The organism is Amycolatopsis ultiminotia (assembly GCF_039536925.1).
Lineage (GTDB): Bacteria > Actinomycetota > Actinomycetes > Mycobacteriales > Pseudonocardiaceae > Amycolatopsis > Amycolatopsis ultiminotia.
The window spans coordinates 1-24191 of sequence record NZ_BAAAZN010000008.1; the positions used below are offsets into that span (position 1 = coordinate 1).

At 65.8% G+C, this 24191-nt stretch carries 27 protein-coding genes and 4 pseudogenes; 17 read left to right on the forward strand and 14 right to left on the reverse strand.

Annotated elements, in window-relative coordinates; all coding sequences use genetic code 11:
- Window positions 1-386 (forward strand): TetR-like C-terminal domain-containing protein (locus ABD793_RS19200; protein WP_344861808.1); only part of this gene is annotated, 386 nt, incomplete at its 5' end.
- Between the two features lie 255 nt (window positions 387-641).
- On the forward strand, window positions 642-905 hold the full coding sequence (locus ABD793_RS19205) for a putative quinol monooxygenase (protein ID WP_344861810.1): 264 nt from the start codon (window positions 642-644) through the stop codon (window positions 903-905).
- Between the two features lie 81 nt (window positions 906-986).
- On the opposite strand, the gene ABD793_RS19210 is transcribed toward ABD793_RS19205, so the two are convergent.
- Window positions 987-1298: a hypothetical protein gene (locus tag ABD793_RS19210; protein WP_344861812.1), complete on the reverse strand. Its 312-nt coding sequence runs from the start codon at window positions 1296-1298 to the stop codon at window positions 987-989.
- A gap of 182 nt (window positions 1299-1480) precedes the next feature.
- On the opposite strand from ABD793_RS19210, the gene ABD793_RS19215 reads away from it, so the two are divergent.
- Complete coding sequence (locus tag ABD793_RS19215; protein ID WP_344861814.1) at window positions 1481-2299, forward strand: hypothetical protein; 819 nt, start codon at window positions 1481-1483, stop codon at window positions 2297-2299.
- A 65-nt stretch (window positions 2300-2364) separates the two neighbouring features.
- Here ABD793_RS19215 and ABD793_RS19220 read toward each other — a convergent pair whose 3' ends face one another.
- Window positions 2365-2883 (reverse strand): Lrp/AsnC family transcriptional regulator, encoded by a 519-nt coding sequence (locus ABD793_RS19220; RefSeq protein WP_344861816.1) that lies wholly within the window; start codon window positions 2881-2883, stop codon window positions 2365-2367.
- A gap of 51 nt (window positions 2884-2934) precedes the next feature.
- Here ABD793_RS19220 and ABD793_RS19225 point away from each other — a divergent pair, with 51 nt between their 5' ends.
- From ABD793_RS19225 to ABD793_RS19240, 4 genes are all read left to right on the forward strand, one after another.
- Window positions 2935-4026, forward strand: a complete 1092-nt coding sequence (locus tag ABD793_RS19225) for a Glu/Leu/Phe/Val dehydrogenase dimerization domain-containing protein (protein WP_344861818.1) — start codon at window positions 2935-2937, stop codon at window positions 4024-4026.
- Window positions 4023-4478, forward strand: coding sequence for a DUF2000 domain-containing protein (locus ABD793_RS19230; protein ID WP_344861819.1), 456 nt, complete (start codon window positions 4023-4025; stop codon window positions 4476-4478). Before ABD793_RS19225 ends, ABD793_RS19230 begins: the two co-directional genes overlap by 4 nt.
- 101 nt (window positions 4479-4579) lie before the next feature.
- Window positions 4580-4816 (forward strand): hypothetical protein, encoded by a 237-nt coding sequence (locus ABD793_RS19235; RefSeq protein ID WP_344861821.1) that lies wholly within the window; start codon window positions 4580-4582, stop codon window positions 4814-4816.
- 14 nt (window positions 4817-4830) lie between these two features.
- Window positions 4831-5835: an adenosine deaminase gene (locus tag ABD793_RS19240; RefSeq protein WP_344861823.1), complete on the forward strand. Its 1005-nt coding sequence runs from the start codon at window positions 4831-4833 to the stop codon at window positions 5833-5835.
- Here the strand turns inward: ABD793_RS19240 and ABD793_RS19245 are convergent, their stop codons facing one another.
- From ABD793_RS19245 to ABD793_RS19270, 6 genes are all read right to left on the reverse strand, one after another.
- On the reverse strand, window positions 5836-6117 hold the full coding sequence (locus ABD793_RS19245) for a site-specific integrase (protein ID WP_344861825.1): 282 nt from the start codon (window positions 6115-6117) through the stop codon (window positions 5836-5838).
- Window positions 6118-6434: 317 nt separating this feature from the next.
- Entirely contained in the window at window positions 6435-6587 is a 153-nt protein-coding gene (locus ABD793_RS19250) for a hypothetical protein (RefSeq protein WP_344861827.1), read from the reverse strand.
- A 7-nt stretch (window positions 6588-6594) separates the two neighbouring features.
- The gene (locus ABD793_RS19255) at window positions 6595-7107 is read right to left on the reverse strand and encodes an amidohydrolase family protein (protein ID WP_344861829.1); all 513 of its coding nucleotides are present in this window, start codon (window positions 7105-7107) and stop codon (window positions 6595-6597) included.
- 167 nt (window positions 7108-7274) lie between these two features.
- Window positions 7275-7448, reverse strand: a complete 174-nt coding sequence (locus ABD793_RS19260; RefSeq protein ID WP_344861830.1) for a hypothetical protein — start codon at window positions 7446-7448, stop codon at window positions 7275-7277.
- Between the two features lie 139 nt (window positions 7449-7587).
- Entirely contained in the window at window positions 7588-7998 is a 411-nt protein-coding gene (locus ABD793_RS19265; RefSeq protein WP_344861832.1) for a nuclear transport factor 2 family protein, read from the reverse strand.
- A 15-nt stretch (window positions 7999-8013) separates the two neighbouring features.
- Window positions 8014-8433 carry a VOC family protein gene (locus ABD793_RS19270; protein WP_344861834.1) on the reverse strand — a complete coding sequence of 140 codons (420 nt, stop codon included), beginning with the start codon at window positions 8431-8433 and terminating at the stop codon, window positions 8014-8016.
- Between the two features lie 130 nt (window positions 8434-8563).
- Between ABD793_RS19270 and ABD793_RS19275 the strand changes: the two genes are divergently transcribed.
- Both ABD793_RS19275 and ABD793_RS19280 read left to right on the forward strand, forming a co-directional pair.
- Complete coding sequence (locus ABD793_RS19275) at window positions 8564-9559, forward strand: Lrp/AsnC family transcriptional regulator (protein ID WP_344861835.1); 996 nt, start codon at window positions 8564-8566, stop codon at window positions 9557-9559.
- 285 nt (window positions 9560-9844) lie between these two features.
- Window positions 9845-10672, forward strand: a complete 828-nt coding sequence (locus tag ABD793_RS19280) for a hypothetical protein (RefSeq protein WP_344861837.1) — start codon at window positions 9845-9847, stop codon at window positions 10670-10672.
- 1174 nt (window positions 10673-11846) lie between these two features.
- Here ABD793_RS19280 and ABD793_RS19285 read toward each other — a convergent pair.
- From ABD793_RS19285 to ABD793_RS19295, 3 genes and pseudogenes are all read right to left on the reverse strand, one after another.
- Window positions 11847-12951, reverse strand: a pseudogene (locus ABD793_RS19285) (IS3 family transposase); the annotation flags it as partial.
- A 234-nt stretch (window positions 12952-13185) separates the two neighbouring features.
- On the reverse strand, window positions 13186-13695 hold the full coding sequence (locus tag ABD793_RS19290; RefSeq protein WP_344861839.1) for a VOC family protein: 510 nt from the start codon (window positions 13693-13695) through the stop codon (window positions 13186-13188).
- A 49-nt stretch (window positions 13696-13744) separates the two neighbouring features.
- Window positions 13745-14407 carry a GntR family transcriptional regulator gene (locus ABD793_RS19295; RefSeq protein WP_344861841.1) on the reverse strand — a complete coding sequence of 221 codons (663 nt, stop codon included), beginning with the start codon at window positions 14405-14407 and terminating at the stop codon, window positions 13745-13747.
- A gap of 225 nt (window positions 14408-14632) precedes the next feature.
- Between ABD793_RS19295 and ABD793_RS19300 the strand changes: the two genes are divergently transcribed.
- From ABD793_RS19300 to ABD793_RS19320, 5 genes are all read left to right on the forward strand, one after another.
- The gene (locus ABD793_RS19300) at window positions 14633-16810 is read left to right on the forward strand and encodes an alpha-ketoacid dehydrogenase subunit alpha/beta (protein ID WP_344861843.1); all 2178 of its coding nucleotides are present in this window, start codon (window positions 14633-14635) and stop codon (window positions 16808-16810) included.
- A gap of 21 nt (window positions 16811-16831) precedes the next feature.
- Window positions 16832-18097 carry a dihydrolipoamide acetyltransferase family protein gene (locus ABD793_RS19305; protein ID WP_344861845.1) on the forward strand — a complete coding sequence of 422 codons (1266 nt, stop codon included), beginning with the start codon at window positions 16832-16834 and terminating at the stop codon, window positions 18095-18097.
- A 110-nt stretch (window positions 18098-18207) separates the two neighbouring features.
- Window positions 18208-19359: a 3-hydroxyacyl-CoA dehydrogenase family protein gene (locus ABD793_RS19310; protein WP_344861847.1), complete on the forward strand. Its 1152-nt coding sequence runs from the start codon at window positions 18208-18210 to the stop codon at window positions 19357-19359.
- A gap of 76 nt (window positions 19360-19435) precedes the next feature.
- Complete coding sequence (locus tag ABD793_RS19315) at window positions 19436-20584, forward strand: serine hydrolase domain-containing protein (protein ID WP_344861849.1); 1149 nt, start codon at window positions 19436-19438, stop codon at window positions 20582-20584.
- 102 nt (window positions 20585-20686) lie between these two features.
- Window positions 20687-21439, forward strand: a complete 753-nt coding sequence (locus tag ABD793_RS19320) for an SDR family NAD(P)-dependent oxidoreductase (RefSeq protein WP_344861850.1) — start codon at window positions 20687-20689, stop codon at window positions 21437-21439.
- Window positions 21440-21487: 48 nt separating this feature from the next.
- Here ABD793_RS19320 and ABD793_RS19325 read toward each other — a convergent pair.
- Window positions 21488-21797: pseudogene (locus ABD793_RS19325) on the reverse strand (IS5/IS1182 family transposase); the annotation flags it as partial.
- On the opposite strand from ABD793_RS19325, the pseudogene ABD793_RS19330 reads away from it, so the two are divergent.
- Window positions 21795-22611 (forward strand): annotated as a pseudogene (locus tag ABD793_RS19330) (IS481 family transposase); the annotation flags it as partial. The pseudogenes ABD793_RS19325 and ABD793_RS19330 overlap by 3 nt on opposite strands.
- 245 nt (window positions 22612-22856) lie before the next feature.
- Here the strand turns inward: ABD793_RS19330 and ABD793_RS19335 are convergent.
- Window positions 22857-23132 carry a hypothetical protein gene (locus tag ABD793_RS19335; RefSeq protein WP_344861852.1) on the reverse strand — a complete coding sequence of 92 codons (276 nt, stop codon included), beginning with the start codon at window positions 23130-23132 and terminating at the stop codon, window positions 22857-22859.
- A 266-nt stretch (window positions 23133-23398) separates the two neighbouring features.
- On the opposite strand from ABD793_RS19335, the gene ABD793_RS19340 reads away from it, so the two are divergent.
- Complete coding sequence (locus ABD793_RS19340; RefSeq protein ID WP_344861854.1) at window positions 23399-23809, forward strand: peptidase inhibitor family I36 protein; 411 nt, start codon at window positions 23399-23401, stop codon at window positions 23807-23809.
- A 28-nt stretch (window positions 23810-23837) separates the two neighbouring features.
- Here the strand turns inward: ABD793_RS19340 and ABD793_RS19345 are convergent, their stop codons facing one another.
- Window positions 23838-23987, reverse strand: coding sequence for a zinc-binding dehydrogenase (locus ABD793_RS19345; RefSeq protein ID WP_425548725.1), 150 nt, complete (start codon window positions 23985-23987; stop codon window positions 23838-23840).
- On the opposite strand from ABD793_RS19345, the pseudogene ABD793_RS19350 reads away from it, so the two are divergent.
- Window positions 23971-24189: pseudogene (locus ABD793_RS19350) on the forward strand (hypothetical protein); the annotation flags it as partial. The gene ABD793_RS19345 and the pseudogene ABD793_RS19350 overlap by 17 nt on opposite strands.
- Between the last annotated feature and the right edge of the window lie 2 nt (window positions 24190-24191).

Here is a 24191-nt window from a genome sequence, read left to right on the forward strand (position 1 = left end):
TCGCCGCGGTCAGGGGCTTGACCGATCCGGCGGCGCGCTTCACCGCAGTGGGACGTGCCTACCTGGCCTTCGGACTCGGCAACCCCGAACTCTTCGACCTCATGTTCCGAGCCACGGAACTCGATCGTGACGATCCGGCGCTCGCCCGAGCCCACCGCGAATCCTTCTCGATCCTCGGCGACATCGCATCCGAAACCGCAGAAGGCAGTACCGGGAACCCCACGGACGTCTCCCTGCTGGCCTGGGCAGCCGCCCACGGCCTGGTGCTCCTCGTACAAGGCGGTGCACTCCAGTCACTCACCGGACTCACCACCCCAGACGAGACAGACGCAGTGGCACACCACCTCACCGACACCTTCACCGCACTCGTCCAGCCGCCACATTGAGCCCCCGACGTTCCAGACTCCGGCTCAGCCGAGTCCTCGCTGCTTACTCGACCGAGATACCCGCCAGCGTCGCCAGCTCCGCGCGGCGCAATCCGGGAACTCGACGGGGTGCGTGGTGCGCCAATCCCACCGTCGCGGGATCCAGCCGGTCCCGCCACGCCCGCAAGTGCGGTAACTCCCACCGATGCTTCCGGCGGCTCAGCATTGGCTCCGTGAACAGCGCGACGATGCTGTTCGGAGCCAGGAGGAATCTGCATGACCACCACGTCGAGCCACTGCGTCACCGTGCTGTGGGAAGCCCAAGCCAAGCCAGGGCGGGAAGCCGGGATGAAGGCGTTCATGACCGACCAGATCACCGCATCGCGTGCCGACGCGGGCAACATCGACTACGAGGCCCACGAGGTCGAGGGGCAGCCAGGCGTGTTCATCTCCTCGAGCGCTGGGAGACCCGGGAAGCCCTCGAAGGCCACCTGCAGGCACCCCGCATGCAGGAATTGGTTCCCCAGCTCCTGGAACTGATGGCCGGCACCGTCGAGGACGGGATTCGCTTCCTCAAACCGTTCCGCCCGGCTCGCTGAGACGACTCGAAACCGAAGCAGATCATCGCCGAGGGCTGCCGAGCGGCTGTCCGTAGCGGAGGAACGCACGGCGGTGCCGCGGACGGGTCCTTGGTGGTCCACAGCACCAGTGCGGGTGGTCATCATGGGCAAAGTCGAATCCGGCCTCCTGGAAACTGCTGGTGAGCAGCATTCCTTGGCCCGCGCGCTCGTCCGGATAAGCCCGCGCGATTCTAGTAGCGGCAACGAAAAGCCGCCTGAACGGCCGGAAAACCCCGGTGATCCGCTTCGCTTTCATGTCTGGTTTTGGGACAATGGGAGCAGCCGCGATCACCACGACCAGCAGTTTCAACACTCGATGACCTCGACACAGTACGGGTCGGGATCGAGGGCAGCCACCTAAAGTCCTATGTGGACTCATAACCGGACTGGCGGCTCGCGAAGCGGTTCCACGACGACCTCACCGCCGACCTTGACGACGGCCCCGCCACACTCGACGCCGCCGCACTGGCCGAGGTCGCCGACCACGTCGGCAACGTGATCACCGACGGCGGTCACAACCAGCCCAAATCCCTGATCGAAGCCTTGGTCGCCAAGGTCACCATCACCGGCCCGAACACGCTCACGCCCGTGCTCCGTATCCCCCAACCCCGCAACGCAAACGAGACCGCACCCGCCCTACCAGCGGAAACGGCTCTGAAAGGAATGGTTCGCACAATGACTACATCGGTGGACCCAACGCTCAAGCACGCGAACCGGCGCGACCTACTGGTCGAAGGTCCAGAGATCCAGGTCAGCCCGGTCAGCGAGATCCTGCATCGCCACGGCGTTCCGGTGCGCCGCCGTGGCTTGTCCGAGGAGCAGATCGACGATGCCGTGCGGCTTTACAACCAGGGGCAAGGATCGCCGCCCGCATGGACGTCGCTGCTGGCACCGTTGAGCGTGGCGGCACGATGCGCGACACCCAGGGACAGCCCCGGGCAGGTGCAGCGCGATGACCGCCACACCATCCACCCCGACACACACCGCCGCCCAGCCCCGCGAGCACAGTCGCGGACGGATCGGCCATGCCGAACCACCCCATTCACAACCCTGCCGCACTACGAGCTGGGTGGTCGGCTACAGCGCAGCGAGCTGGTGCCGGGTGCGGCACTGCGCATCCGCCAGCTGGCCGGGCGGTGCCGAGGTGATGACCACCGCGACCGCGGCCGTTATCCAGATCATCACCTCGGCGTCGCCAACCCGAGACCACGGAGCTCGTGCACCGTCGACGCCTTCTGGGGACCTGCCCAGACCCCCAGCTGCGAACCGAGCACATCCTCGGTGTGGTCACCATCGGTGGCCGGCTGCGGATGACGGAACTGACCCACGACCCCGTCGCACAGCCGGCACCAGCGGCCGACTCGAGCCGTCGGAATCTCCTAGCTGCGGCTCGTCCGGGTGGTGCGTCCACTGTTCCGATCGACTTCTCCAACCATGCCGATCGAGCGGAGATTTTCCAGCGAGCGTTTCTGTCCCTGGGTGAAAATGATCGAACTGCGGAACTGGGTCACCTCTTTGCGGTTGCTCAGCTTGTCGACCAGGAACGAGTGCAGCTGCTGGACATCGCCGACGCCGACGTGGAGCAGGAAGTCGTCACCACCGGCCAGCACGAAGACCGCTATCACTTCGGGCATGGCCATGGCATCGTCGTAGAACCGCTCGATGAACTGGCGGCTGAGTGGCCGGACCTGGGTCGATACGAGCGCCTGCACCGGACGCCCCAAGGCCACGAGGTCGACGTCGGCGTGAAATCCGGTAATGATGCCCCGTCGTTCCAGCCGCCTGATGCGCTCGGAGCAGGTGGAGGCCGCCACGCCAACGACCTCGGCGAGGTCCCGCAGCGGGATGCGGGCATCGCGCTGAAGCTCATCCACGATCTGCGTGTCAATCCGATCCATGTTCGACTCATTACCCATATATCGAATATACCTGCGGTCAGCTTGACGCTGATGGCTCGTCCGTCCAGCCTCGACGCTGTGGCTCGAACAGATCGCGTGCGTGACGCACGACAGAGCGAACATGAAGAGGTCCGGATCGTCCGCGGGACGCGCACCGGGGCGACCATCACGGTGGCGGTGTACTCCACCGAGCGAGGGCCGGCCATCGGCGGGTGTCGCATCATGTCCTACCCGAGCTGGCGCGAGGGCGTCCGGGATGCGCTGCGTCTCTCCGAGGCGATGGCGATGAAGAGCGCGCTTGCCGGGCTGCCCTACGGCGGCGGGAAGACGGTGGCGGTCCTGCCCGGGGGAGGGCTGGACACCACCCGGCGTCTCGACCTCATCACCGACATCGCGGAGGTGGTCGCAGGGTTTGAGGGGCGCTACATCGCCGGACCTGACATCGGTTCGACCCCGGACGACATGGCCCTCATCCACCGCCTGGCACAGGGCAACGCCTTTTGCCGGCCAGAGGCCGAGGGCGGCAGCGGCAACTCCAGCGCTGCGACCGCTCGCGGAGTGGTGGCAGCGCTCATTGCCGGTTTTCACCACCGCTACGGAGTCAGCTCCATCGCGGGGAGCAAGATCGGCGTGATCGGTCTCGGGCACGTCGGGCATCTGGCGGCCGAGTCGCTGGCCCGGGAGGGGGCGCGAGTGATCGTGACCGACATCGACTCTTCGCTGCGTGCGGATGCCGAGCGGAACGGGCTCGAATGGGCGACCACGGACCTGCTGCGCGATGAGCTCGACGTGCTGGTTCCAGCCGCTACCGGCGGGATGCTGACCCGTGAGACCGCCTCCACCTGCCGCGCCGGGTTGATCGTGGGGCCGGCCAACAACCAGCTCGCAGACGACAGCGTGGACGCGCTGTTGCACCAGCGGAGCGTCACCTGGGTACCCGACATGCTCGCCGGCGCCGGAGGCATTATCCATGCCGTGTCCCGCGAGAAGCTCGGACTGGACGCCGAGCGAACCAACGCCGTAGTCGGCCAGATCGGCGACAAGGTGGGGCAGCTGCTCGCCTACGCCCAGGAACGGCACGTCACGCCTCTGCAGGCCGCCCGGGAGATCTCGTCCGACACCGACTCGAAGGTGAACGCATGACCGCCGCCGCTTCCGCCGCCGAACCGGGCAGCCGTTCTGCTGAGCTCAAAGTCGTTTTCGTTGTTCGCGAGGGACTTGCGGCCAATATCGCGGTGAATGCCGCTGCGGTACTCGGCGTGAGCATCGGCATCGCCGGCGAACTGCCGCTCGGCTCCGGGGCCGTCGACGCCTCAGGCACCCGCTATGCCGGGATCGTCACGACTCCCATCCCGGTCCTGGCCGCCGCCGCGGAGGACCTGAGAACTCTCTTCCAGAAGGCATCGGCACAGGAAGACAACCGCGTGCTGGCGCTGACCGAGGTTGCCCGGCGCGCACGCACCTATGACGCCTACCTCGCAGACCTCGCGCGGGCCACCGACACCGATACCGACATCGTTGCGCTCGTCATTGCGGGCCGACGCAACCAGGTCACCAAGCTGACCAAGCGCCTGCCGCTGCTGGGGTCCGGGTGAACCTCTCGAGATTCGCTCTCAAAGACTGGATTCACCGATACAGGGCGCGATGCCGGCGCAACATCGCTGGTTCCGATGTGGAGGCTCCGACACTGCCCGAGTTGCTGGAACTCGCCGACGAACAGGCGGCGGCGTGGTGGCGGTCGTTGACGTTGGGTTATGGCCATCCATTCGGCCGTCCCGAACTCCGCGCGGGGACAGCCGGTCACGACGGTGTCGAGGCCGACCGGGCCTGCGTTCTTCCCCGCGCGCCGACACGCTGCGCGGGCGGCTTTTCGGTGGCGGCTGGCACCTCCCACCACGATCGCCGAGCGGCGCACGCCGGCACCGACCACTGAACCGAGAGGCCGACATGTCCTTCATCGACACGCTCCCCAAGGCCGAGCTGCACGTACACCTCGAGGGCACTCTCGAACCCGACGAGATGTTCCGCCTCGCGGCACGCAATGGACTCGTCCTGCCGTGGGAGTCGACCGAAGCGCTGCGCGCCGAGTATTCCTTCACCGGCCTCGAGCACTTCCTGCGCCTGTACTTCGAGGGGTGCAAGGTCCTGTGCCGCCGCGAGGACTTCTACGACCTCACCGCGGCATACCTTCGCCGCGCCGCCTCGCAGGGTGTCCGCCGGGCCGAGATGTTCTTCGGCCCGCAGAGCTTCCTCGAACGCGGCATCCCCGCCGCCGAGCAGCTCGGCGGGATCACCGACGCCATCGCCGACGCCAGCACGGACCTCGGGATCGACGGCGCGCTGATCATCACCGCCCAACGCCACCGCACCGAGGCCGCCGCTCTGGAACTGCTCGAGGCCGTGCGTTCCTTCCAGGACTCGATCCTCGGGGTGGGACTCGGCAGCGCGGAGGCAGGCAACCCGCCGTCGAAGTTCACCCGCTACTTCGCCGCCGCCCGCGCGCAGGGCTACCGCCTGACCTGCCACGCCGGCGAAGAGGGCCCGCCCGCCTACATCCGCGAAGCCCTCGATCTCTGCCACGTGGAGCGCATCGACCACGGCTACACCGCGGCACAGGACCCAGACCTCGTGTCCCGGCTGGCCGACGAGGCCATCCCGCTGACCATGTGCCCGCTGTCCAACCTGCGCCTACAGGTCACCGACGACCTCACCACCTACCCGATCGTGGACTTCATGAAGGCCGGCGTGGTCGTCACGGTCAACTCCGACGACCCGCCCTACTTCGGCGGCTACCTCAACGAGAACTACACAGCGCTCGAGCAGCAGCTCGGCCTGGGCGCGGAGAAGCTGACCACGTTGGCCCGCAACAGCTTCCTCGCGTCGTTCGCCGACCAGGGTCAGATCGACCAGGCATTGTCGGCGGTCGCGGAGCACGCGGCCGCCGCACGGTGATCACGGCGTCGTCGACCTCTCCCTCCGCTCGCTCCTCAGGTCGCGTTCAGGGACGCCGGCGGCGATAGCTTCGGTGGCGAACCCACGGCGCAGGCTCTGCCCGCCCCATAGGTGCGCGTCGTCGAGCCGGGCCGCGTACGCGCGGCGTTTGATGATCTCGGCGATGGAGTTGCGGTGCCGCAACCGCATCCACCAGCAGCGCGTGATCGCGGGCGTCGGCCAGCGATTCCTGCGGGGACCGGGCCGCCAGCCCCGCGGCTCCTTCTTCCAACGCGACTTCATCCGCAAACAACGCGACACAGGACTCCCCGCCATGAACCAGCCACACAGGGATCCACATTAGACCGGACAGATTGTCGGACGAGTCATCATTCCAAGGAAATGTCGAGAACCCGGCACCGGATGAGCACCGAGACGGTGGCCAGCGTATTGGACTCCCTCGGTCGGCCACCCGATCAGAGAATCGGGCGATGCACCGAGTTCCTGGCATTCATCGGACAGCCATCTTCCATTGAGACGAACAGGCACCACGTCCATTGGCGAGCCGCGCCCGGGTACTGGGAAAGGACGGCCTGCACGTGGTCGGCGAATTGGCGGAGTCATTGCCGCCAAGGTCGATCGGGGTCTTCCAGTGGGGTCGGGGTCATGGTGGCGACCCGCTCTACTACCGCAACGACGACGGTCTCGCGGTCGCCGACGTGGTGGTAGATGACGGCCGGAGCGGCGCTCACGGCGGCAGCGAGCTGTCTCATGGTTCAGTCATCGAGTCCGCGGGTTCGGGTCAGGTCGAGAGCCGTAGATGGCGCGGAAACCGTTGCGCACCAAGATCTTCACCGACTCCGCGGACTGCGCGTGGCAGTTGAAGAACACCCTCTCCACGGCCGCCTCGTGCGCGGCGCGGGCTTCGGTGTCGCTGTACTGCGCCATGTGCGAGCCGCCCTCGACGAACTCGTCGTCGTTGCTCAGCAGGAGCTTGACGTTGCCGAACCCGACGGTCGCCATCTTCGGCACGAAAGCCGCCAACCCGTCGGGACTGCCTTCGGCGTCGTACTTGTCACTGCCGTGGCCTTCGCAGTGGTTGTCACGTTCGACGGACGCCGCCCGCAGTCGTGGCCCGGCGACGCACCCCGCCGCCACCTCGTCCGGCAACCAGACCTCGGTGTCCTCCGGCAGGATCGAGCCCGCCGAGTACGCGCTGATGAACCCGAGCAGCAGCCCGGCGTTGCGGGCCGCAGTCTCGCGCAGTTCCTCGGGCGAGTGCTCCCTGAGCACGTACGACAGGATGGAAGCCCGGCTCCGGTGAGCCGACACCCGACGGGAACGTCAAGTGCGAGTGGCCCCCGACCAGACCGGGCAGCACCTCGCAGCCGCTCTCGTCGATCACCACGTCCCCCGGTTCCCCGGGAAGGTTCGGGGCGACCTCGGTGATCCGGTCGCCGTCACGGCCACGTCGGCGGGACGAGCCCCGGCTCGCCCGGCGTCGGCCGCCGGACTGTCACAACCTGCCATTTCGTACGCCCGCCGCCGTACCGCTTGGCATACTGCTCGGCAGCCGTGCGGTCGCCAAATCGGACCTCCTGCCTGCGGTCCACGTGCACGATCCTGACAGCCATGGCCCTCCTCCGCTCCGAACCGATCGCGATTCGACATCAGCCAGGGTCATCTTCGCGCGCATGTTCGACCAGTGGTGGTCGTGGCCAACATGCCTGCGGAAGCAGGACAGCGGGGCGGTTGTCGTTTACCGGCCAGCCGTCAGTGCCCGTTCCAGAAGGTGTCCCAGGCGGCTTCGTCCGCGACGGCTTCCCAGTGTTCCGCCAATTGGCCCGGTCCGCTGAAACGCCAGAAGCCCGCCACTGTCATCTCGAGGTTCTCGCCGTTGCGCGACGCCGTCATGACCTGCGACACGACGGCCCAGTTGTCGTCGGCGGAGTACTCGATGGACGCGCGCCGCAGGGTGCCGCCGCTCAGGTGGCGCAGCAGGGCGATGTGGCCCTTGAACGCCTGGAGCCCGACGAACGTGCCTCCGATTGGGCCGTGGCCGGCAGTGTGCGCGACAAACGGCTCCGTGATCGCCTCGTCGAGGAGCGCCGGGCCCTGGCCGGTCAGCGTCGGGCTGTAGATGCGCTCGAACAGCTTCGCGTGTGGGTGGGTGGTGGACAACATGTCAATCCTCCTTCGTCAGCGTCCCAGCAGCAGCGGGTTCACGTGCTTCGCGGTCAGGCCACCACTGCCGTACGAACGGGTGAGGATCTCCAGCTGGTGCCCGTTCGGGTCGTCGAAGTACAGGCCGCGGCCGTCGTCGAGGTCGTTGATCTCGCCGGGGATCCGGTGCTGCGGGTCAGCCCAGTGCTCGAGGCTCCGCTCACGTACCCGCGCGAAGATCTCGTCGAACTCGTTTTCGGTGACCAGGAAGGCGTAGTGCTGCTTCTCGATTTCCCGGTCGACGGTCATGAAGTCGAAGGTGGTGTCGCCGCTGACCTGCAGGAGGACGAAGTGGCCGAGTCGCGCTGGGGGCTCGAAGCCGAGCATTTCGGCGAAGAACTTCGCAGCCTCGTCGGCGTCGCGGGTCGAAACGATGTGGTGGTTCAGGACAGGCACGTCAAATTCCTTGCTCTCTGGATGAGCTGACAAGTCCATCGTCCGCGCGGGTAACGGTGATCCGCCGCTCGTAATAGCGAAGTGCCCTACAAGCTCCATCCCAGTCCCACAGTGAGAATAAACTGCCAGTATGGACATCGTCGATCAGAAGATCCTCCAAAGCCTCATGCTCGACGGGCGGGTGTCGATGCGGCGCGTCGGAGAGGTCGTCGGCGTGTCCGAGCAGACCGCCGCCCGCCGCTACCGGGCGCTACGCAACGCAGGAGTCCTGCGGGTCCTCGTCCGCCCGGCCGCGGCTTCCGACGCCAGCCGCCTGTGGCTCCTTCGGTTGCAGTGCCGCCCGGACGCCGCCGCTCGCCTCGGTGCCCGGCTCGCCGCCCGCGACGACGTCGGCTGGGTCGCGCTGCTGTCCGGTGGGTCCGAGCTGCTGTGCACGACGAGCCTGCCTGCCGACGCGGCCTGCGGCACCGGCGTGCTGCCCCGGCTTTCGAACACCGCCACCGTCCTGTCGTTCGCCGCGTACTCGGTGCTGCAGTCCTACTCCGGCGGACCGGCCGAGTGGTCCGGGTTCGACACACCCCTCACCGCTGACGCGCAACGCCACCTGCTTGACGGTTGCGAACCCACCCGCCGCGTCGCGCACGGCGAGGTCCCGGTCGAAGACCTCGGCCTGCTGCACGAGCTGAGCCGCGATGGCCGGGCCAGCCAGGCCGCGCTAGCCCGCGCACTGGACTGGCCGATGAGCCGCGTCGCCACCCGCCTGCGGGCGCTGCTCGACAGCGGCGCGGTGGACGTCGACGTCGACTACCTGCTCGAACCCTTCGGCTTCACCACCTCCGCGCACCTGTTCCTGCAGGTCGCGCCCGGCCGGATTGTCGCGGTGTGCGAGGCGCTGTCCGCGAACCGGCTCACAACCTGGGCCGCCGCGATCTCCGGCTCCGCCAACGTCGTGGTCTCAGTGACCTGCCGCACCAGCAACGAGCTCTTCGCGTACGTGACGGAACAGATCGGCGCCCTCGACGGCGTTCTGCACGTCGAGACCCTGCCCCTGCTCACCCGGCTCAAGCAGGCGAACACCCGCGTCGTCAACGGAAAGCTCGAAGCGCCGCCGCTCGTGACCGGCTGAACGTGGTGAGCACCGTGAGCGCGGCCGTGACCAGGAAGGCGGCGCCGAGACCGTAGCGGGCCGCGACCGCGGCCAGTGCTACCGGTCCGATGACCGAACCGCCGCCGGTGACGAGGAACACCGCGCCCAGACGTGCCCGGTGCTTCCCGGAACACCTGCCTGCCCACACCGCCAGCAGGCCGCCGAACGCGGCGAGGACCAGCGCGACGAAGACGCAGTAGCCACAAACAAGGCCCTGCCCAGCGAAAAACGCCAGCCAGGGCCACTAAGGAAGGTGTTCGCACAATGACCAATTTGGTGGGCCGCCAGGGGCTCGAACCCTGGACCCGAGGATTAAAAGCCAGCGGGTTCGATCGCGGTGATCTTGAAACTTGTTCCAATCGCGGAGCTTCTACCTGCGAGTTTGCTGCTATTGACGCTATGTTTGTGTATGCAAACGGTGATGCTGGGCTCGTTATGTCTCTGTTCTTCCTGCTGCGCTCAGAGCGGGGTGAATATGCCGTGTTACCTGGTATTTTACCTCGACTGATGCGCGGTCGGCGGCTGGTTCGCGTCTTGCGGCGAATTCGACACGGGATCTGTGGTCCCCTGCTCTGCCATGTGGGTGGCAGGCGCACATCCTTGGTGGTGGCAGGTGGTATGTGGGGCCTGCCCTGCTCGGGAGACGACATCATGAACACCCGGTCGACGAAACGTCGTATCCGCGCCGCGGCCAAGCGCACCGGCGAGTCCTACACCCGCACGATTCGCGCCAAGGAAGCTGCGCGAGATTCGCGCGAGGAGTTGTCCGGCGCAGCTTTGGCTTTGGCGAAGCCGAATCTCCTGCTCGGCGTTCGAGTCGAAGCCACCCGGCGTGGTAGCGGTCGCGAGACCGTCTACACGGGAGTGATTGTGTCCAGCGCGGTCACCCGGCGCCTGGACATCCGCTGCCGGGTCGCGCTGCTGTCCGTCCCTGACTGGCACGGTTCGGAGAGTGTGGTGGAGATCGACAGCGCGAAGTGGGATCTGCGGCCGACGCCGGAGGAGATCGCCGAGGTCGCGTTGCGTGGTGAGCGACGCTGCTTGAGCACAGCAGGACGTAAGCCAACGCGGTCTACTTGCGCCCCGCAATAGTGGCCGTCGGGTCCAAGCCGTCCCCGAAGATGCGCCGTGCGAGCGCCGAGTCGCACTCCGCGCGAGCACGCTGCCGGCGCCGGACTCGCGGTTCGTGTGGCTGCCCAGCATCCTCGGCACAGACGACATCACACTCGCTTACCAAATCGTGTCGAAGTTGTATGGCCTGTCTGAGAGATCGCGCGGGTGGGAATCCGGTGCACTGACTGTTACCTCGGTCTGCCGACCACGTGACGAGCTGGTGGACTCTTGCGAACGACTGGTGGCCAGCACAGCGGCCACGCTTCCCGCCGAACCTGTCCCTGCCGACGGCGTGCGCGCTGTGCCTGCTGCCGAGCTGAGCTGGCCAGGCGCTGGCTTCACCCACCTGGCGCTCCGGGAGCAGTTTGATGACGTGCTGCCGGTCCCGACCCTCACCGACGAGACCGGCACCATGGAGATGATGGCTCCTCTGCCCGCGCCGTCGTTGAACGATCCGACGCTCGCTGCCCACCACGGTTTGTCCTGGCATGTCGACATCACTTGGGCTGGTAGTCATCTCATTCGCGGTCGCCATGTCTTGGGCAGCGACCTGTTCAGCGCCAAGACTCACAATTGGCTCACGCTGGCGCGCGTCAGCCGCATCGGGATCTCGCACCGTGCTGAGCGCTTCGACTTCGTACCGGCCGGCATCCAAGCCGTCAACCAGCTTGCCCGGCCCATGCTGCGGAACCTCAGCCTGGCCAGCTATCTCGACGCGAAGGCCGCCGAACACGGTATGACCACCCGCACCAGTGATGCCGGGCAACGCACAGCCGCGCTGACCCGGATGCTCGGCGGCCGGCCCAAATTCACCGCGCTGTTTGGCGGCCCGCTACCTCCCGCGTTCCGCGATCTGCTCCCAGCCACCTCCTCTATCACGGAGTCCTATCCGGATGGAGACGGTGTCATTTTGCGCGTTGGAGAAGGGGTGCTGAGCTTCGCCGGTGTCGTCGCCCGCACCGACAGGCTGCCCGATCGGGAGGTTCGTGGCGAGCTCGACCGCGCGTTGCGCGCGCGGGTCCTGCGCCGCGAGCTGGCATTGCGCTGCGCGGTGTGCCAGAGCAAGCAGTTCTTGGTCGTGGACAAGCTCGGCCAGACCTGGTGGCGGGACCCCGGTGATTGCCCAGGCTTTGTGCGAGTTGGTTATCGGTGGGGTGCAGGCGGCGGCGTAACCGGGCGGGGTCTGGTTGCCCAGGCTGGAGTGCCTGCGATGGTGGTTGTATTCGTCTGTCGAGTCGGTGATCACGCCTCTGGCCTGGGTCAAGGACCAGAACAGGGTGATGTTGAGGCATTCGTCGCGCAGTCGGCTGTTGAACGACTCGACGTAGCCGTTGAGCCAGGGCTGGCCGGGTGGAATGAACGCCAGGCCGACCCGTTCTTTGGCCCACCCGCGCAGTGCCGCGCAGCCGAACTCCGGGCCGTTGTCGCTGCGTAACACGGCCGGATAGCCACGCTCCAGGGCCAGCAGGTCCAGTTCGGCGATGCGGTCCTCAGCGGTGATCGAGCGCTCGATTAGGCCGCCGAGGCATTCACGGGTACGTTCGTCCACGATTGACACGATCTTGACCGATCGCCCGTCGGTGGTGGCGTCGAACTGGACGTCCACCGCCCACACCTTGTCCGGTGCCTCCGCGGCCGGGACCAGGCCCGGAGTGGACACGCCGGGGCGTTTGCGGCGCAGGCGCTGCGGGACCCGTAAGCCCTCCTGGCGCCACAGTCGTTGGATCTTCTTGTGGTTGACCTGCCAGCCCTCGCCGCGAGCGTCGTGATAGGCCCGGCGGAAGCGCCACCGCGGATGCGCTCGCGCGTCGGCCTGTAACCACGTCCGCAGCGCGGCGTCCGGGCCGGCGATGGTCCGGGCCTGCGGTGGGCGGCGCTGGGTGCCACGGTTCTGCCCGGTCACGCGGCAGGCGAACGTTCACTTACCCCGAGAACTCGCGTGAGGTGGTGCACGGCCGCCCGGCGGCGTTCCGGGCTCGGAAGTTTCCCTTGGCGATCTCGTTCAACCCCGCCTTCTCCAGCTCCGCGTCGGCCAGCAGGCGTGTGAGGGTGGCGTTCTCGCGTTGGAGATCTTTCAACCGCTCGGCGTCGCCGGCCTTCAGTCCGCCGAACTGGTTGCGCCAGCGGTCGTAGGTGGCCTCGGTGACCTGCAACTCTCGGCAAACCTCCGCGACGTCCTTGCCCTCGGCCAGGATCTGGTCGGCCCGGGTCAGTTTCCGGACGACCTGTTCGGGCGTGTGTCGTTTCCTCGTGCTCATCGGGATCGAGCCTTCCCGCCCACGGCACGGGCCGCAAGGCGCACACTCTGCCCGGATCAATCCAGAGGGGTTACGTCACCGGACCAGTTCCGACTTGCCGTTGGCTGTGACGTTTTGCGTGTCCGACGCGCTGGCCGTCATGGTCAACCGCGGTCTTTGTGAGACGTCAATGGCCACGACACTGGCCATTGACGTGGACCCACTGTGATCGGGCTTCGGTAAACCGCTTGGTCCTCAGATCTTTTCGCTGGCACGGCGGCGTGAAGGAACCTCGATCAGCTCGGCGATGACGCCAAGAAGGTCCTCGGTCTCGAAATAGGCGTAACCGCCGTCGCCGTCAAGCCCCGTTGCTCGCCCTGTCTGGATTGGGTCGAACCCATCCGCCTGCATGGCGGCGGTCGCTTCGGCGATCGAGCCGACATAGAACCCGAAGTGGTGCATGCCGTAGCCATGGCGTGCAATCCACTCGGTGTAGATGTTGGGGCCGTCAAGGCTCTCAATGAGCTCAATCTGTGGGTCTTCTCCGACGAAGGCGAGGATCATTTTGTAGTCGCTCGGTTCACCTCGATACGTGAGCCCCTCGACGTTGTCCGGTCCGTACGTGAAGATCGACCAATCGTCTCTGCCGAGTAAGAGACTGTACTGGGCCATTGCCTCTCGCAGATCCGGAACCAGCAAGCCGACCTGAGCGACCTTCACTGATTGAAGTGTCTTCGGGAGGCGGCGTTCGGCTTGACCTGTCATGCGCTGCTCCTTTCGGAGTGGTTAAGGCCAAAGTGCGGCGGCGTCATCGTCACCTCTCGAAGAGCTCGGGGTGCAACGCCAGCTTGACTTTCGTACGTCGGATGTGGGTCTCGAGGATCGATGTTGCGGTCGCGATGTCGCGTGTTCTGATCGACTCCACAAGCAGGTCGTGCTCGGCGTCGATGATCCACGCCTCGCTGCGGCCGAGCCGAGTGAATGCGCGGCGGTAATGCTGCGTGGTGTCCCAGAGCCGCTCGATCATCGTCGCGAGACGTGGCGCCTGGTGACCACTGTAGGACGTCCAGTGGAATTGCCGGTCGAGGACCAAGAACTGCTCCACGTCGGTGCACCGGCTGATCTCCTGCTGGATTGCCGCCAGGGACTCGATCGCGCGGTCATCGAGTCGAGGAATGCTTTCGGCCAGCAGCAGCGGTTCGATGCGCTCGCGGATGGTGTACGAGAGCTCGCAATCGTGCAGGTCCATGCGAGAGACCCACGCGCCCGCGTTCGCCCGCAGGGTCACGAGTCCTCTCGATTCCAGGATGCGCAGTGCCTCGCGCACGGGCAGCCGGCTCGCGTTCAGCTCCTCGGCGATCTCGTCCTGGATGATGCGCGTTCCGGGGGCCAGCTGGCCCCTCAAGATCCGGTCGCCGATGACGTCGGCGATGCGCTGGCTCGCCACCGGAGAGGTCGAGGAGGGCGTGTCGGTCACCGTCGTTGCTCCCGCCTGGGTCGAGTCGCTGTGTGGACAGGACCCTAGCCCGTGCACCGAGCCCGGCGAGGCAGGTGAGCGGAGAAGTGAGACCGTCATGAAATTCTTGCAATGGGATCCAATCGGTGGCTATATTGACCTGGAAGTCCACGTACACCAGGTTCTACGCAGGCTCGCTACCATCAAATGGATACATTGCTAGGTTGTCAAGGCGAAGGAAGCTCTATGTCGACCCGCAAGAAGCTCTCGGCGCAGTCTCCGTGGGTCGAGGTAGCGACGACCGCCGGCGATTGGAAGGTCCTGGACCCCGATCTGCTGCTGCAGATGTTCGCCCAGACGCTGTGGGTTCGTTCGTTCGAGGAGTACGTGCTGGAGCTGGCGGCGGAGGGGCTGGTCCACGGCCCGGCGCACTCGAGCATCGGTCAGGAGGGCGGAGCGATCGGCTCGATCTTGCCGCTGCGCAGCGATGACTACGTCAATGGATCCCACCGCGGTCACCACCAGTTCCTGGCCAAGGCCTTCGGACACGTCATCGAGCCCAAGAGCGGGACTTTGCCGGAGATTACGGAGGACGTACGGACGGTTCTGCGCCGCACACTCGCGGAGATCTGCGGATTGGCCGACGGCTACTGCCGAGGACGCGGTGGCTCGATGCACCTGCAGTGGAGCGAAGCCGGAGCGATGGGCACGAACGCGATCGTCGGTGGCGGTGTGCCGCAGGCGGCGGGGTTCGCTTGGAACATGGCCCACTCGGGCTCCGACGCGGTCTCGGTGACCTACTTCGGCGACGGAGCCGTCAATATCGGTTCGGTCCTGGAGACCTTCAATCTCGCGGCGGCCTGGAGGCTGCCGCTCTGCTTCTTCATCGAGAACAACCAGTACGCCGTCTCGACGCCGCTCGCGAAGTCGACCGCTGAGCCGCGTCTTTCGGGCCGTGGCCTCGGGTTCAACATCCCCAGCTGGCGCGTTGACGGCATGGACACCTTGGCCGTGCACACCGCGATGACCGAAGCCGTCGAGCACATGCGGGCGGGCAAGGGGCCGACGATCATCGAGGCCGATCTGTACCGCTTCTTCCACCAGAACGGCCCGTACCCGGGTAGCGCCTTCGGCTACCGCGACAAGGCGGAGGAGGCGTTGTGGCGCAAGCGAGACCCACTCGCGCAGCTGCGTAAGCAGGTCGTGGCGCGAGGGCTCGTGACACCGGAGGAGGCGGATGCGGCCGCCGCCGAGATCGGTGCGGTGATGCGGGAGATCGGCAACGGCTTCTTCGAGCCGGTCGTCGGGGGCAAGCCGGGCGAGCGGCGAGTCATCCCCTCCCTCTGGCCAGACGTGAGCTTCGTCGATGTGGACATCCGCGGCGATCTCTCCGAGCTCGACGGCAGCCGATACGAAGAGGCTGACACCTTCTCGGGCGAGCTCGGAGAGCGCCGCTTCATCGACGTCGTGTCAGACGTCATGGCACGTCGCATGGAGACGGACGACCGGATAGTCGTCATGGGTGAGGACGTCGACGGGCTCAAGGGCGGCACCAACGGCGCGACGCGCAGGCCCCTCGAGCTGTTTCCTGACCGGGTGCTCGGAACGCCGATCAGCGAGAACGCGTTCGCCGGCCTCGGCGGAGGCATGGCGCTGGACGGGCGCTTCCGGCCGGTCGTGGAGTTCATGTACGCCGACTTCATGTGGGTCGCAGCAGACCAGCTCTTCAACCAGGTGGCCAAGGCGCGTCACATGTTCGGTGGTCACAGCGCCGTGCCCTTCGTGTTGCGGAGCAAGCTCGCCGCGGGAACGGGATACGGATCGCAGCACTCGATGGACCCGGCGGGAGTTCTGACCTCGGCCCCTGGGCTTCGGGTGGTTGCCCCGTCCAACCCGTTCGACTATGTCGGGCTGATGAACACCGCGCTTGCGTGCGATGACCCGGTCGTCGTCCTCGAGCACGTCGACCTTTACAGCTCAAGGGGCACCGGACCGGCGAACGACCTCGACTACCGCCTACCGGTAGGCAAGGCCGCCGTGCGGCGACAGGGTGACGACCTGACGGTGATCTCATACCTCTCGATGGTCGGGCACTGCCTCGATGCACTCGACCGAGTGCCGGAGATCTCGGCCGATCTCATCGACCTTCGGTGGCTGGATCGGGCGTCGCTCGACTGGGACACCATCACGGCGAGCGTCCAGAAGACCAACCGCGTACTGATCGTGGAGCAGGGGGCTGTCGGCACGTCCTACGGCGGATGGCTCGCCGACGAGATCCAGCGCCGGCTCTTCGACTGGCTGGATGCCCCCATCGAGCGCGTGCACGGTGCCGAGGCCTCGCCAAGCATCAGCAAGGTCCTGGAACGGGCCGCGATTGCCAGGACCGAAGAAGTCGTCACGGCGCTGCGCACGCTCGTCTCCTGACCAGCAGAGAAAGAAACCGACATGGCTGCACTGATGCGAGTTCCCGAGGTTGCCGCCGGCGCCTCCGAGGCGATCCTGTCCGAGTGGCTCGTCGACGTGGGCACCCCTTTCGCTGGTGGTGACGCGATCGCAGTCCTTGAGACCGACAAGGCCGTCGTCGAGGTGGAGGCCGAAACCGACGCGGTCATCCTTCGCACACTTGTCGAGGGCGGAGCCATGGTCGAGGTCGGGTCGCCCATGGCGGTGATCGGGTCGGGCGACGAGGTGGACGCGGACGTCGACGCCCTGCTGGCCGAGCTGAGCATCGGCGAGATCACCTCGACCCCCGCGGAGTCACGCCGGGAGGTTTCGGAAGCTGAGGCCCAGGCCGTCGAGTCACCCACGACTGCCTCGGGCGAGAAGCCGCCGACCAGCCGGGTGTTCATCAGCCCCATCGCCCGAAAGCTGTTGAGCGAGGCGGGTGTCCCGATCGAGGTCCTGGTCGGAACGGGTCCCGGCGGACGGATTATTCGCAAGGACGTCGAGTCGGCGATCATCGCGAGTGCTGAGGAACGCGCGGCCGAGCCCGTTGTGCCGGTGGCTCGGCCGGCCCCGACGGTTCAGCAAATCGGTCACCGCGACGAGCCGCACTCCCGGATCCGACGTGCCATCGCCACGAGGCTAACCCAGAGCAAGCAAGAGGTTCCGCACTTCTACGTCAAGCGAACGGTTCGGATCGATTCGCTGATGACGTTGCGAGCCGAAGTCAATCAGCACACGATGACGAAGATCTCTGTCAACGACTTGCTGATCAAGGCCATCGCCGTGGCGCACACCCGCGTGCCGGAGGCCAACGTCATCTGGACGGACGACGCATTGCGCTACTTCGACCACGTGGATATCTCGGTCGCCGTGGCGTCAGAGCGGGGCCTGGTCACGCCAGTACTCCGGAACGTCGCAGGGCAGTCGGTCGGGGCCATCTCAAGCGCGGTCAAGATGCATGTCGAACAGGCCAACAGCGGGAAGCTTCAGCAGCAGGACCTCGAAGGCGGATCGATCAGCATCAGCAACCTGGGGATGTTCGGAGTGGACGAGTTCAGTGCCATCATCAACCCGCCTCAATCCGCGATTCTCGCTGTCGGTGCCGGACGTCCGGCACCCGTCATCGTCGACGGGGCACTGGCGATCGCGACCTGCATGGAGCTCGTCTTGTCAGTCGATCATCGGGCTATCGACGGCACGCTCGCCGCGCGGTGGATGGATACGCTCGTGACGGTGCTCGAACAGCCGATGACCTTGCTGGTCTGAGCCGGATGACAAGGAAAACTGAGGTGTCCCGTCCTCCAGTCAGGGTCACATCGATACGTGGGCGCTTGACGACATGCTCTCCGACCAGGATCCGTGTCACGGACGAGACCGTGTCCCCGCACCTGCAACACCTTCGACTGCCGATCGACGTCGGTGTTGGTGGACCTGTTGCCCTCACCGGCATGTGGCATCAGAGTTCTGCTTATCTACGCGACGAGCGACTCTCTCACAGCACTGACGTCGATGTTGCCGTCGCGGCCGAAGGAATCAAGGCTATTCTCGGTGTCCCGCTGAAGGTATCGGGCAATCTGATCGGCATCCTGTTCGCGGCCCATCGATCTCAGCGCACCTTCACGGCGATCATCTTCAGGGGTGGGGGGCTGGAAGAACTGGCCGCGGCCTTGTACGACGTGCTGGTCATTCCGGCGGTGATCCTGGATGCCGACGGCGAGCTCCGTGCTTCGGTCGGTTTTCCCCAAGGCCCGGAGAGCCTCCCGAGAGTGCCTCCACGCGATCCCGAGGCGGGGACTCCGCAGACCGATCGCGAGGGAGAGTGGACGGTCATCCCTATCGATGCCGTTCATGATCTGCTCGGGGTGCTGGCGTTGAGCCATCCCGCGCCGCTCTCGGACGTCAACGGTCGGATTGCAGCACGAGCCGCGACGGTCGCAGCCCTCCTTCTGTCCTGGCGCCGGTCCGTGGCGGAGACAAGCGATCGAGACCGCCGCGCCTTTCTGATCGAGGTGGCCTCCCGGCCGCCCGGAGTGAAGCCCGCGCACCTGCCGTCGGTCAACTTCGCCAACCCGCCGGACGGCGGGGACGTCCCGGGCCAAGCCACTTCTCCCGAGACCGTCACTCATGCGCTCGCGCTCATCGCTGAGGCCTTTCGGTGCCTGGAAGAGGGCGTGGCAACTGCAGAGAGCATAGATGAGATTGCGCGATCGACCTTCGGGATCCGGCTCGGAGAATTCGGTCCGATACGGCTGGCCGACATGGGCGGTCTCGACACCTACGCATCCATACTTACCTATCTCGCACAGACACTCGGGGAACGGTTCGCAGTTCCCGCGCTCTTACAAGAGCTTTCCGAGCGGGGAGATGTAGGCGTAAAGAGCGGCCAGGGTTTCTTCTCGTACGCGGACGGTGAAGGCGCGGCGCTCTCTTTCGCGCGTGACGCTGCGCTTGCTCGCCGACTGGACAACGGCGGACAACCAGCGAACGGACCAGCAACGTCGACAAGCAGGCAAGAGACGAGTCAATGATGGATTGAGTTGATTCTTCTCTCGGCCGATACGGTTGTGTCGGACACTCGTATTTCTACTCAAAGGAGAGTAAGCCATGACAGACAACGTTCGCGGGACCGCAGACGGCCGCTTCGACAAGGTCCGCTCGCTGCTCGCGGAGAACATCCGATCCGGCGTGGAGGTCGGCGCTTCGGTCGCCGTCGACCTGCACGGCGAGATGGTCGCCGACCTGTGGGGCGGGTACGCGGACGCCGGCCGCACCAAGCCATGGTCGGCGGACACGATCGTCAACATGTGGTCCAGCACCAAGACCGTGACCGCCCTCGCAGCTCTGATGCTGGTGGACCGTGGCGAACTTGACGTCTTCGAACCGGTCGCGACCTACTGGCCCGAGTTCGCCGCGAACGGCAAGGAAGCCGTCGAAGTGCGGCACATCATGTCCCACACTTCCGGCGTCTCCGGGTGGAACACTCCGTTCTCGATCGAGGACATGTTCGACTGGGAGAAGTCGACGAGCCTGCTGGCAGCGCAGGCGCCGTGGTGGGAGCCGGGCACCGCCTCCGGCTATCACGCCTCGAACATGGGACATCTGATCGGTGAGGTCGTGCGACGCGTCAGCGGCAAGACGCTGAAGGAGTTCGTGCGCACTGAGATCGCCGAGCCGCTGGGAGCCGACTTCCAGATCGGAGCGCTGCCACGCGACGACCATCGCGTGGCGGAGATCATCCCGTTCAAGACTCGAGCCTTCGACCTCAGCCTGCTTCCGCCTGGCAGCCCGATGGAGAAGACTTTCTACGGTCCCGAGGGAAATCCGAACTCCGCGAACACCTTGGAGTGGCGACGAGCCGACCTCGGTGCGGTCAACGGTCACGGCAATGCCAAGTCGATGGCTCGTATTCTGTCCGCCATCTCGCTCGGTGGCACCGTCGACGGCGTCAGGCTCCTCGGCCCGGACACCATCGACCTGATCTTCCAGGAGCAGGCCAACGGCGTCGACCTCGTCCTCGGGGCGCCCCTACGCTGGGGTATCGGTTACGGCCTGCCGCAGCCCGAGACGGTACCTTCGATCCCCGACGACGGAAGGATTTGCTTCTGGGGCGGCTGGGGTGGCTCCATGATCATCATGCACCCCGATCGTGGGCTCACGATCTCGTACATGATGAACAAGATGTCCGACGGCACCATCATTTCGTCCGACGTCGCCAACACCTACATCAGCGCCATCTACGACGGCCTCGCATGACGCGTACGGCTCGCCTGAAGCGGCTGGCTTCTCGGTGGCCGTCAAGACCTTCAAGCCTTCATCCGGCAGCTGATCAACGCGAGCGGGAAGGTGAGCTGACTCATGGATCTTGGACTCACAGGCAAGGTCGTCGTGCTGACGGGAGCCTCTGGCGGGATCGGACGTCACACGGCGGTCAGGTTGGCCGAGGAGGGCGCCACAGTGGTGGCCGTCGATCGGGACGAGGCGGTACTGGAGGGGCTCGTCTCGAAGCTCCCCGGCGCCGGTCACACCCACATCGCGGCGACACTGACGGGTCAGGCAACTGCCGAGGCGGTCATCGGGCAGGTGCTACGAGAGCACGGCCGCGTGGACGTGGTCGCCCATCTCGCCGCGATGCTCGACGCGATCCCGGTGCCCGAGGTGAGCGAGGAGCAGTGGGACCAGCACATGAACGTCAACGTCCGTGCGACGTTCTTCCTTACACGGGCGGCAGCTGAGGCGATGAGGACCGACGGTGTTCAGGGGCGCATCCTCATCATGTCGTCGGGTTCGTGGCTGTCCGGCGGCATGTCGACCCGCTTGCCCTACGCCACCTCCAAGGGCGCGGTGACCACCATGGCACGCAGTCTGGCCAAGGAGTATGGGCCCGCGGGCATCTGCGTCAACTGCATCGCGCCCGGACTCATCGATACCGCCATGATGAGAGAGGGCCTGTCGTCAGAACAGCGGGCCGCGATGGAGGCCGCGACGCCGTTGCGCCGTTTCGGACGTCCGGAGGAGATCGCGGACACGACCGTGTACCTGTGCGCCGACCGCGCCTCGTTCGTGTCGGGCGCGACGATCAACGTCTCAGGGGGCAACACACTTTACTGAGGGATGTCTCGTAGCTGATCTTGTGTTTGGTGGTGCTGGTGTTGCGGTTCAGTCCGTGAGGAAGATGTTGTGCAGGTGCGCGATTCCGGACACCGTGTCGTTCAGGGTGCCGGCGGCGCGGCGGTAGTCGCGCAGGATCTTCCAGCACTTCATCCGAGCGAGCGCGTGTTCGACGCGGGCGCGGATCGTGCGGTGGCCGGTGTTGAGGCCTTTCTGCCAGTCCGGCAGATCGCCGCCGTCACGAGGTGTGCGGCAGGGCCAAGGTCCCGCCGACGATCGCCATCGCGTCGATCCGGCGTTTGCGGACCGGTGCGAGCGCCAGCAGCGGTCCGATGGTGTCGATAACCCGGTGCGCCGCCAGCCGACCGCAACGCCGGTCGAGACTGTCCGTCAGGTCGAGATGATGCGGCGGGAGTGCAAGTGGTCAGCGTCCCGGATCGCCTTCGAGCTCAACGAACGCGGAGTCACGATCAGCGACAGAACGGTGAGCCGGCTCCTCCTGCAGCTCGGGCTGAACAGGCGACGACTCCTCGATCCTGACGACGACTCCAACCGCAAACCCCGCACCATAGTGACCAAACGGCCTGGGCACATGATCCATGTCGACGTCAAGAAGGTTGGACGTATCCCCGGAGGTGGAGGATGGCGGGCACACGGCCGTGACTCCGAGCAGGCCCGCGCCGCGGCACGATCAAAGAAGAAGACGGGCAAGCGCGGCTATGTCTATCTGCACTCCGCCGTCGACGGTCACACCCGGATGGCATACACCGAACCTTTGCCAGACGAGAAGGCTGCGACAGCCGTTGCCTTCTTGCACCGAGCCCGTGCCTGGTTCGCTGCGCACGGCATCACGCACGTCGAGTAGATCATCACCGACAACGGTGCCTGCTGCCGCGCCGATGCCTTCGCTCGTGCGTTGCTGGGCGTGAAGCACAAGCGGACCAAGCCCTACACGCCCAAGCACAACGGCAAATTCGAGCGCTACAACCGGATACTGGCCGGAGAGCTGCTCTACTCGCGCACCTGGAACAGCGAGGCAGGACGGTCAGCGGCAGTTGCCGTGTGGAATGTGCACTTATAACTATCACCGACCTCACGGCACCGCCGACGGTAGACCGCCAGCTTCGCGTGAGCTCGTCGGCGTAACCAACGTCATGGCCTCATGCAGCTAGCGGAACAGGTGGCCGAAAGGTCTACAAGATTCGGAATCGGATCGTTCACGCGAAAGATGATCCCAAGTACTCCGATGTCAGGGTTCTGCTTCCAAGCAGCCGAGAGGCGTACGCATTGCAACCGGATATTGATTTAGTACGACTGCTGGCGGTGGAGGTAGTAGCGGACAGTCAAGTTTGAGGTATCTACTCAGCTTCCTTCTGGCTAAGAGAAGTACGGTGCCCATGATTCATTTAATGCATGATTAATGCGGAGCTTTATTGATGGATGTATATTGATTTCTGAACGACTTGTTCTGGCTACCCAGGTAGACCGCCAGACCTGGATGACGCAGGACGAAGGACTGCAGCTGCGGTCCGACGGAGAGCAAGTGCTGCACCGTGTCGTGGACCGGGTCGTCGACCAGAACGAGGTCGGCCAGGATGCTCTCGCCGACGAGGCGCTCCAACCCCCCACCGCCCATCGACATGTCGATACAGAGCCGCGGACGATACGCCAGACGGACGGCTACGGCGTTCATGCTCGGCTGCGGCAGTCCCAGCTCGCGCCCGACCCGCACAATGTCCCCCGCCTCGATCCGGGGGGACGGCCCCTCTTCGCGCCACCTGACTCCCTGGCTATAACTAAGGGTGGGCTAATTCGAGTGTCATGGCAGCGCAACCATGGCGCGTACCGGGTGCGCGGAGCAGTGCTCGCAACACGAATACCCCTGCCCTTGCCGATCGCGCCGACCTGTGCGACCGTATGTGACATATCGATCCAATCTGTCTCATACTGGGGGATAGCATGCGGAAGGTCCTGGCTGCGGCGGTGGCGGTGGTGGCGATGTGTTTCATCGCGCCTTCGGCGTCGGGCGCGGATGCGCCGACGGGGAAGGCGCGGAATGGGAAGTGTGAGGCGGGTGAGTTCTGTCTTTACTGGGGCGCGGCTCAGCGGGGGGCGGTGTCGGACTTCCGCGGGTCGGTGTCCAGCTACGGGTCGAGCCAGCCAGGCTGCTACGAGTTCAAAACGCCCAAGGCTCCCGGTCACGGGCAATGCGTCAAGAACAACGCGGTGTCAGCGCGGAACCTGACCCATAAGACCGTGCGCGTCTACTTCAACAGCAACTACCGGGGCGCCTACGACACCATCAAACCAGGCCAGTCGGTCCCGCTGCACAAGACGTTCGTCAACAACGCCTCCCATAAACTGCTCTGAGCCGCGCCTGGACCGGCTACGCCGGTCTTCAGTGCACCAGCGCGACTTTGCCGCGCGCGTGGCCGCCCTCGCTCAGCGCGTGCGCGGCAGCGACTTCGGCGAGCGGGAACGTCCCCACGAGCGACATCCGCACTCGGCCGTGCTCGGCCAGCTCGGCGGCGATCGCCAGACCGTGCACCGCAGGCTGGTCAGGCGGGCCCAGCGTCCTGCAGGTCGTCGAGGTAGCGGAACCACATGTGGATCCGGGTGAAATCCGCATCGCGGCTCGCGCGTCTGGGGTTTCGCCTGGCGAGGTGCGAGTCCGGTCCGGCGTGATGCAGGAGATCCGGCCGGCGACGTTCCCGTTTCGCACTGGCTACGACGCTCCCGGCGTGGTGGATCC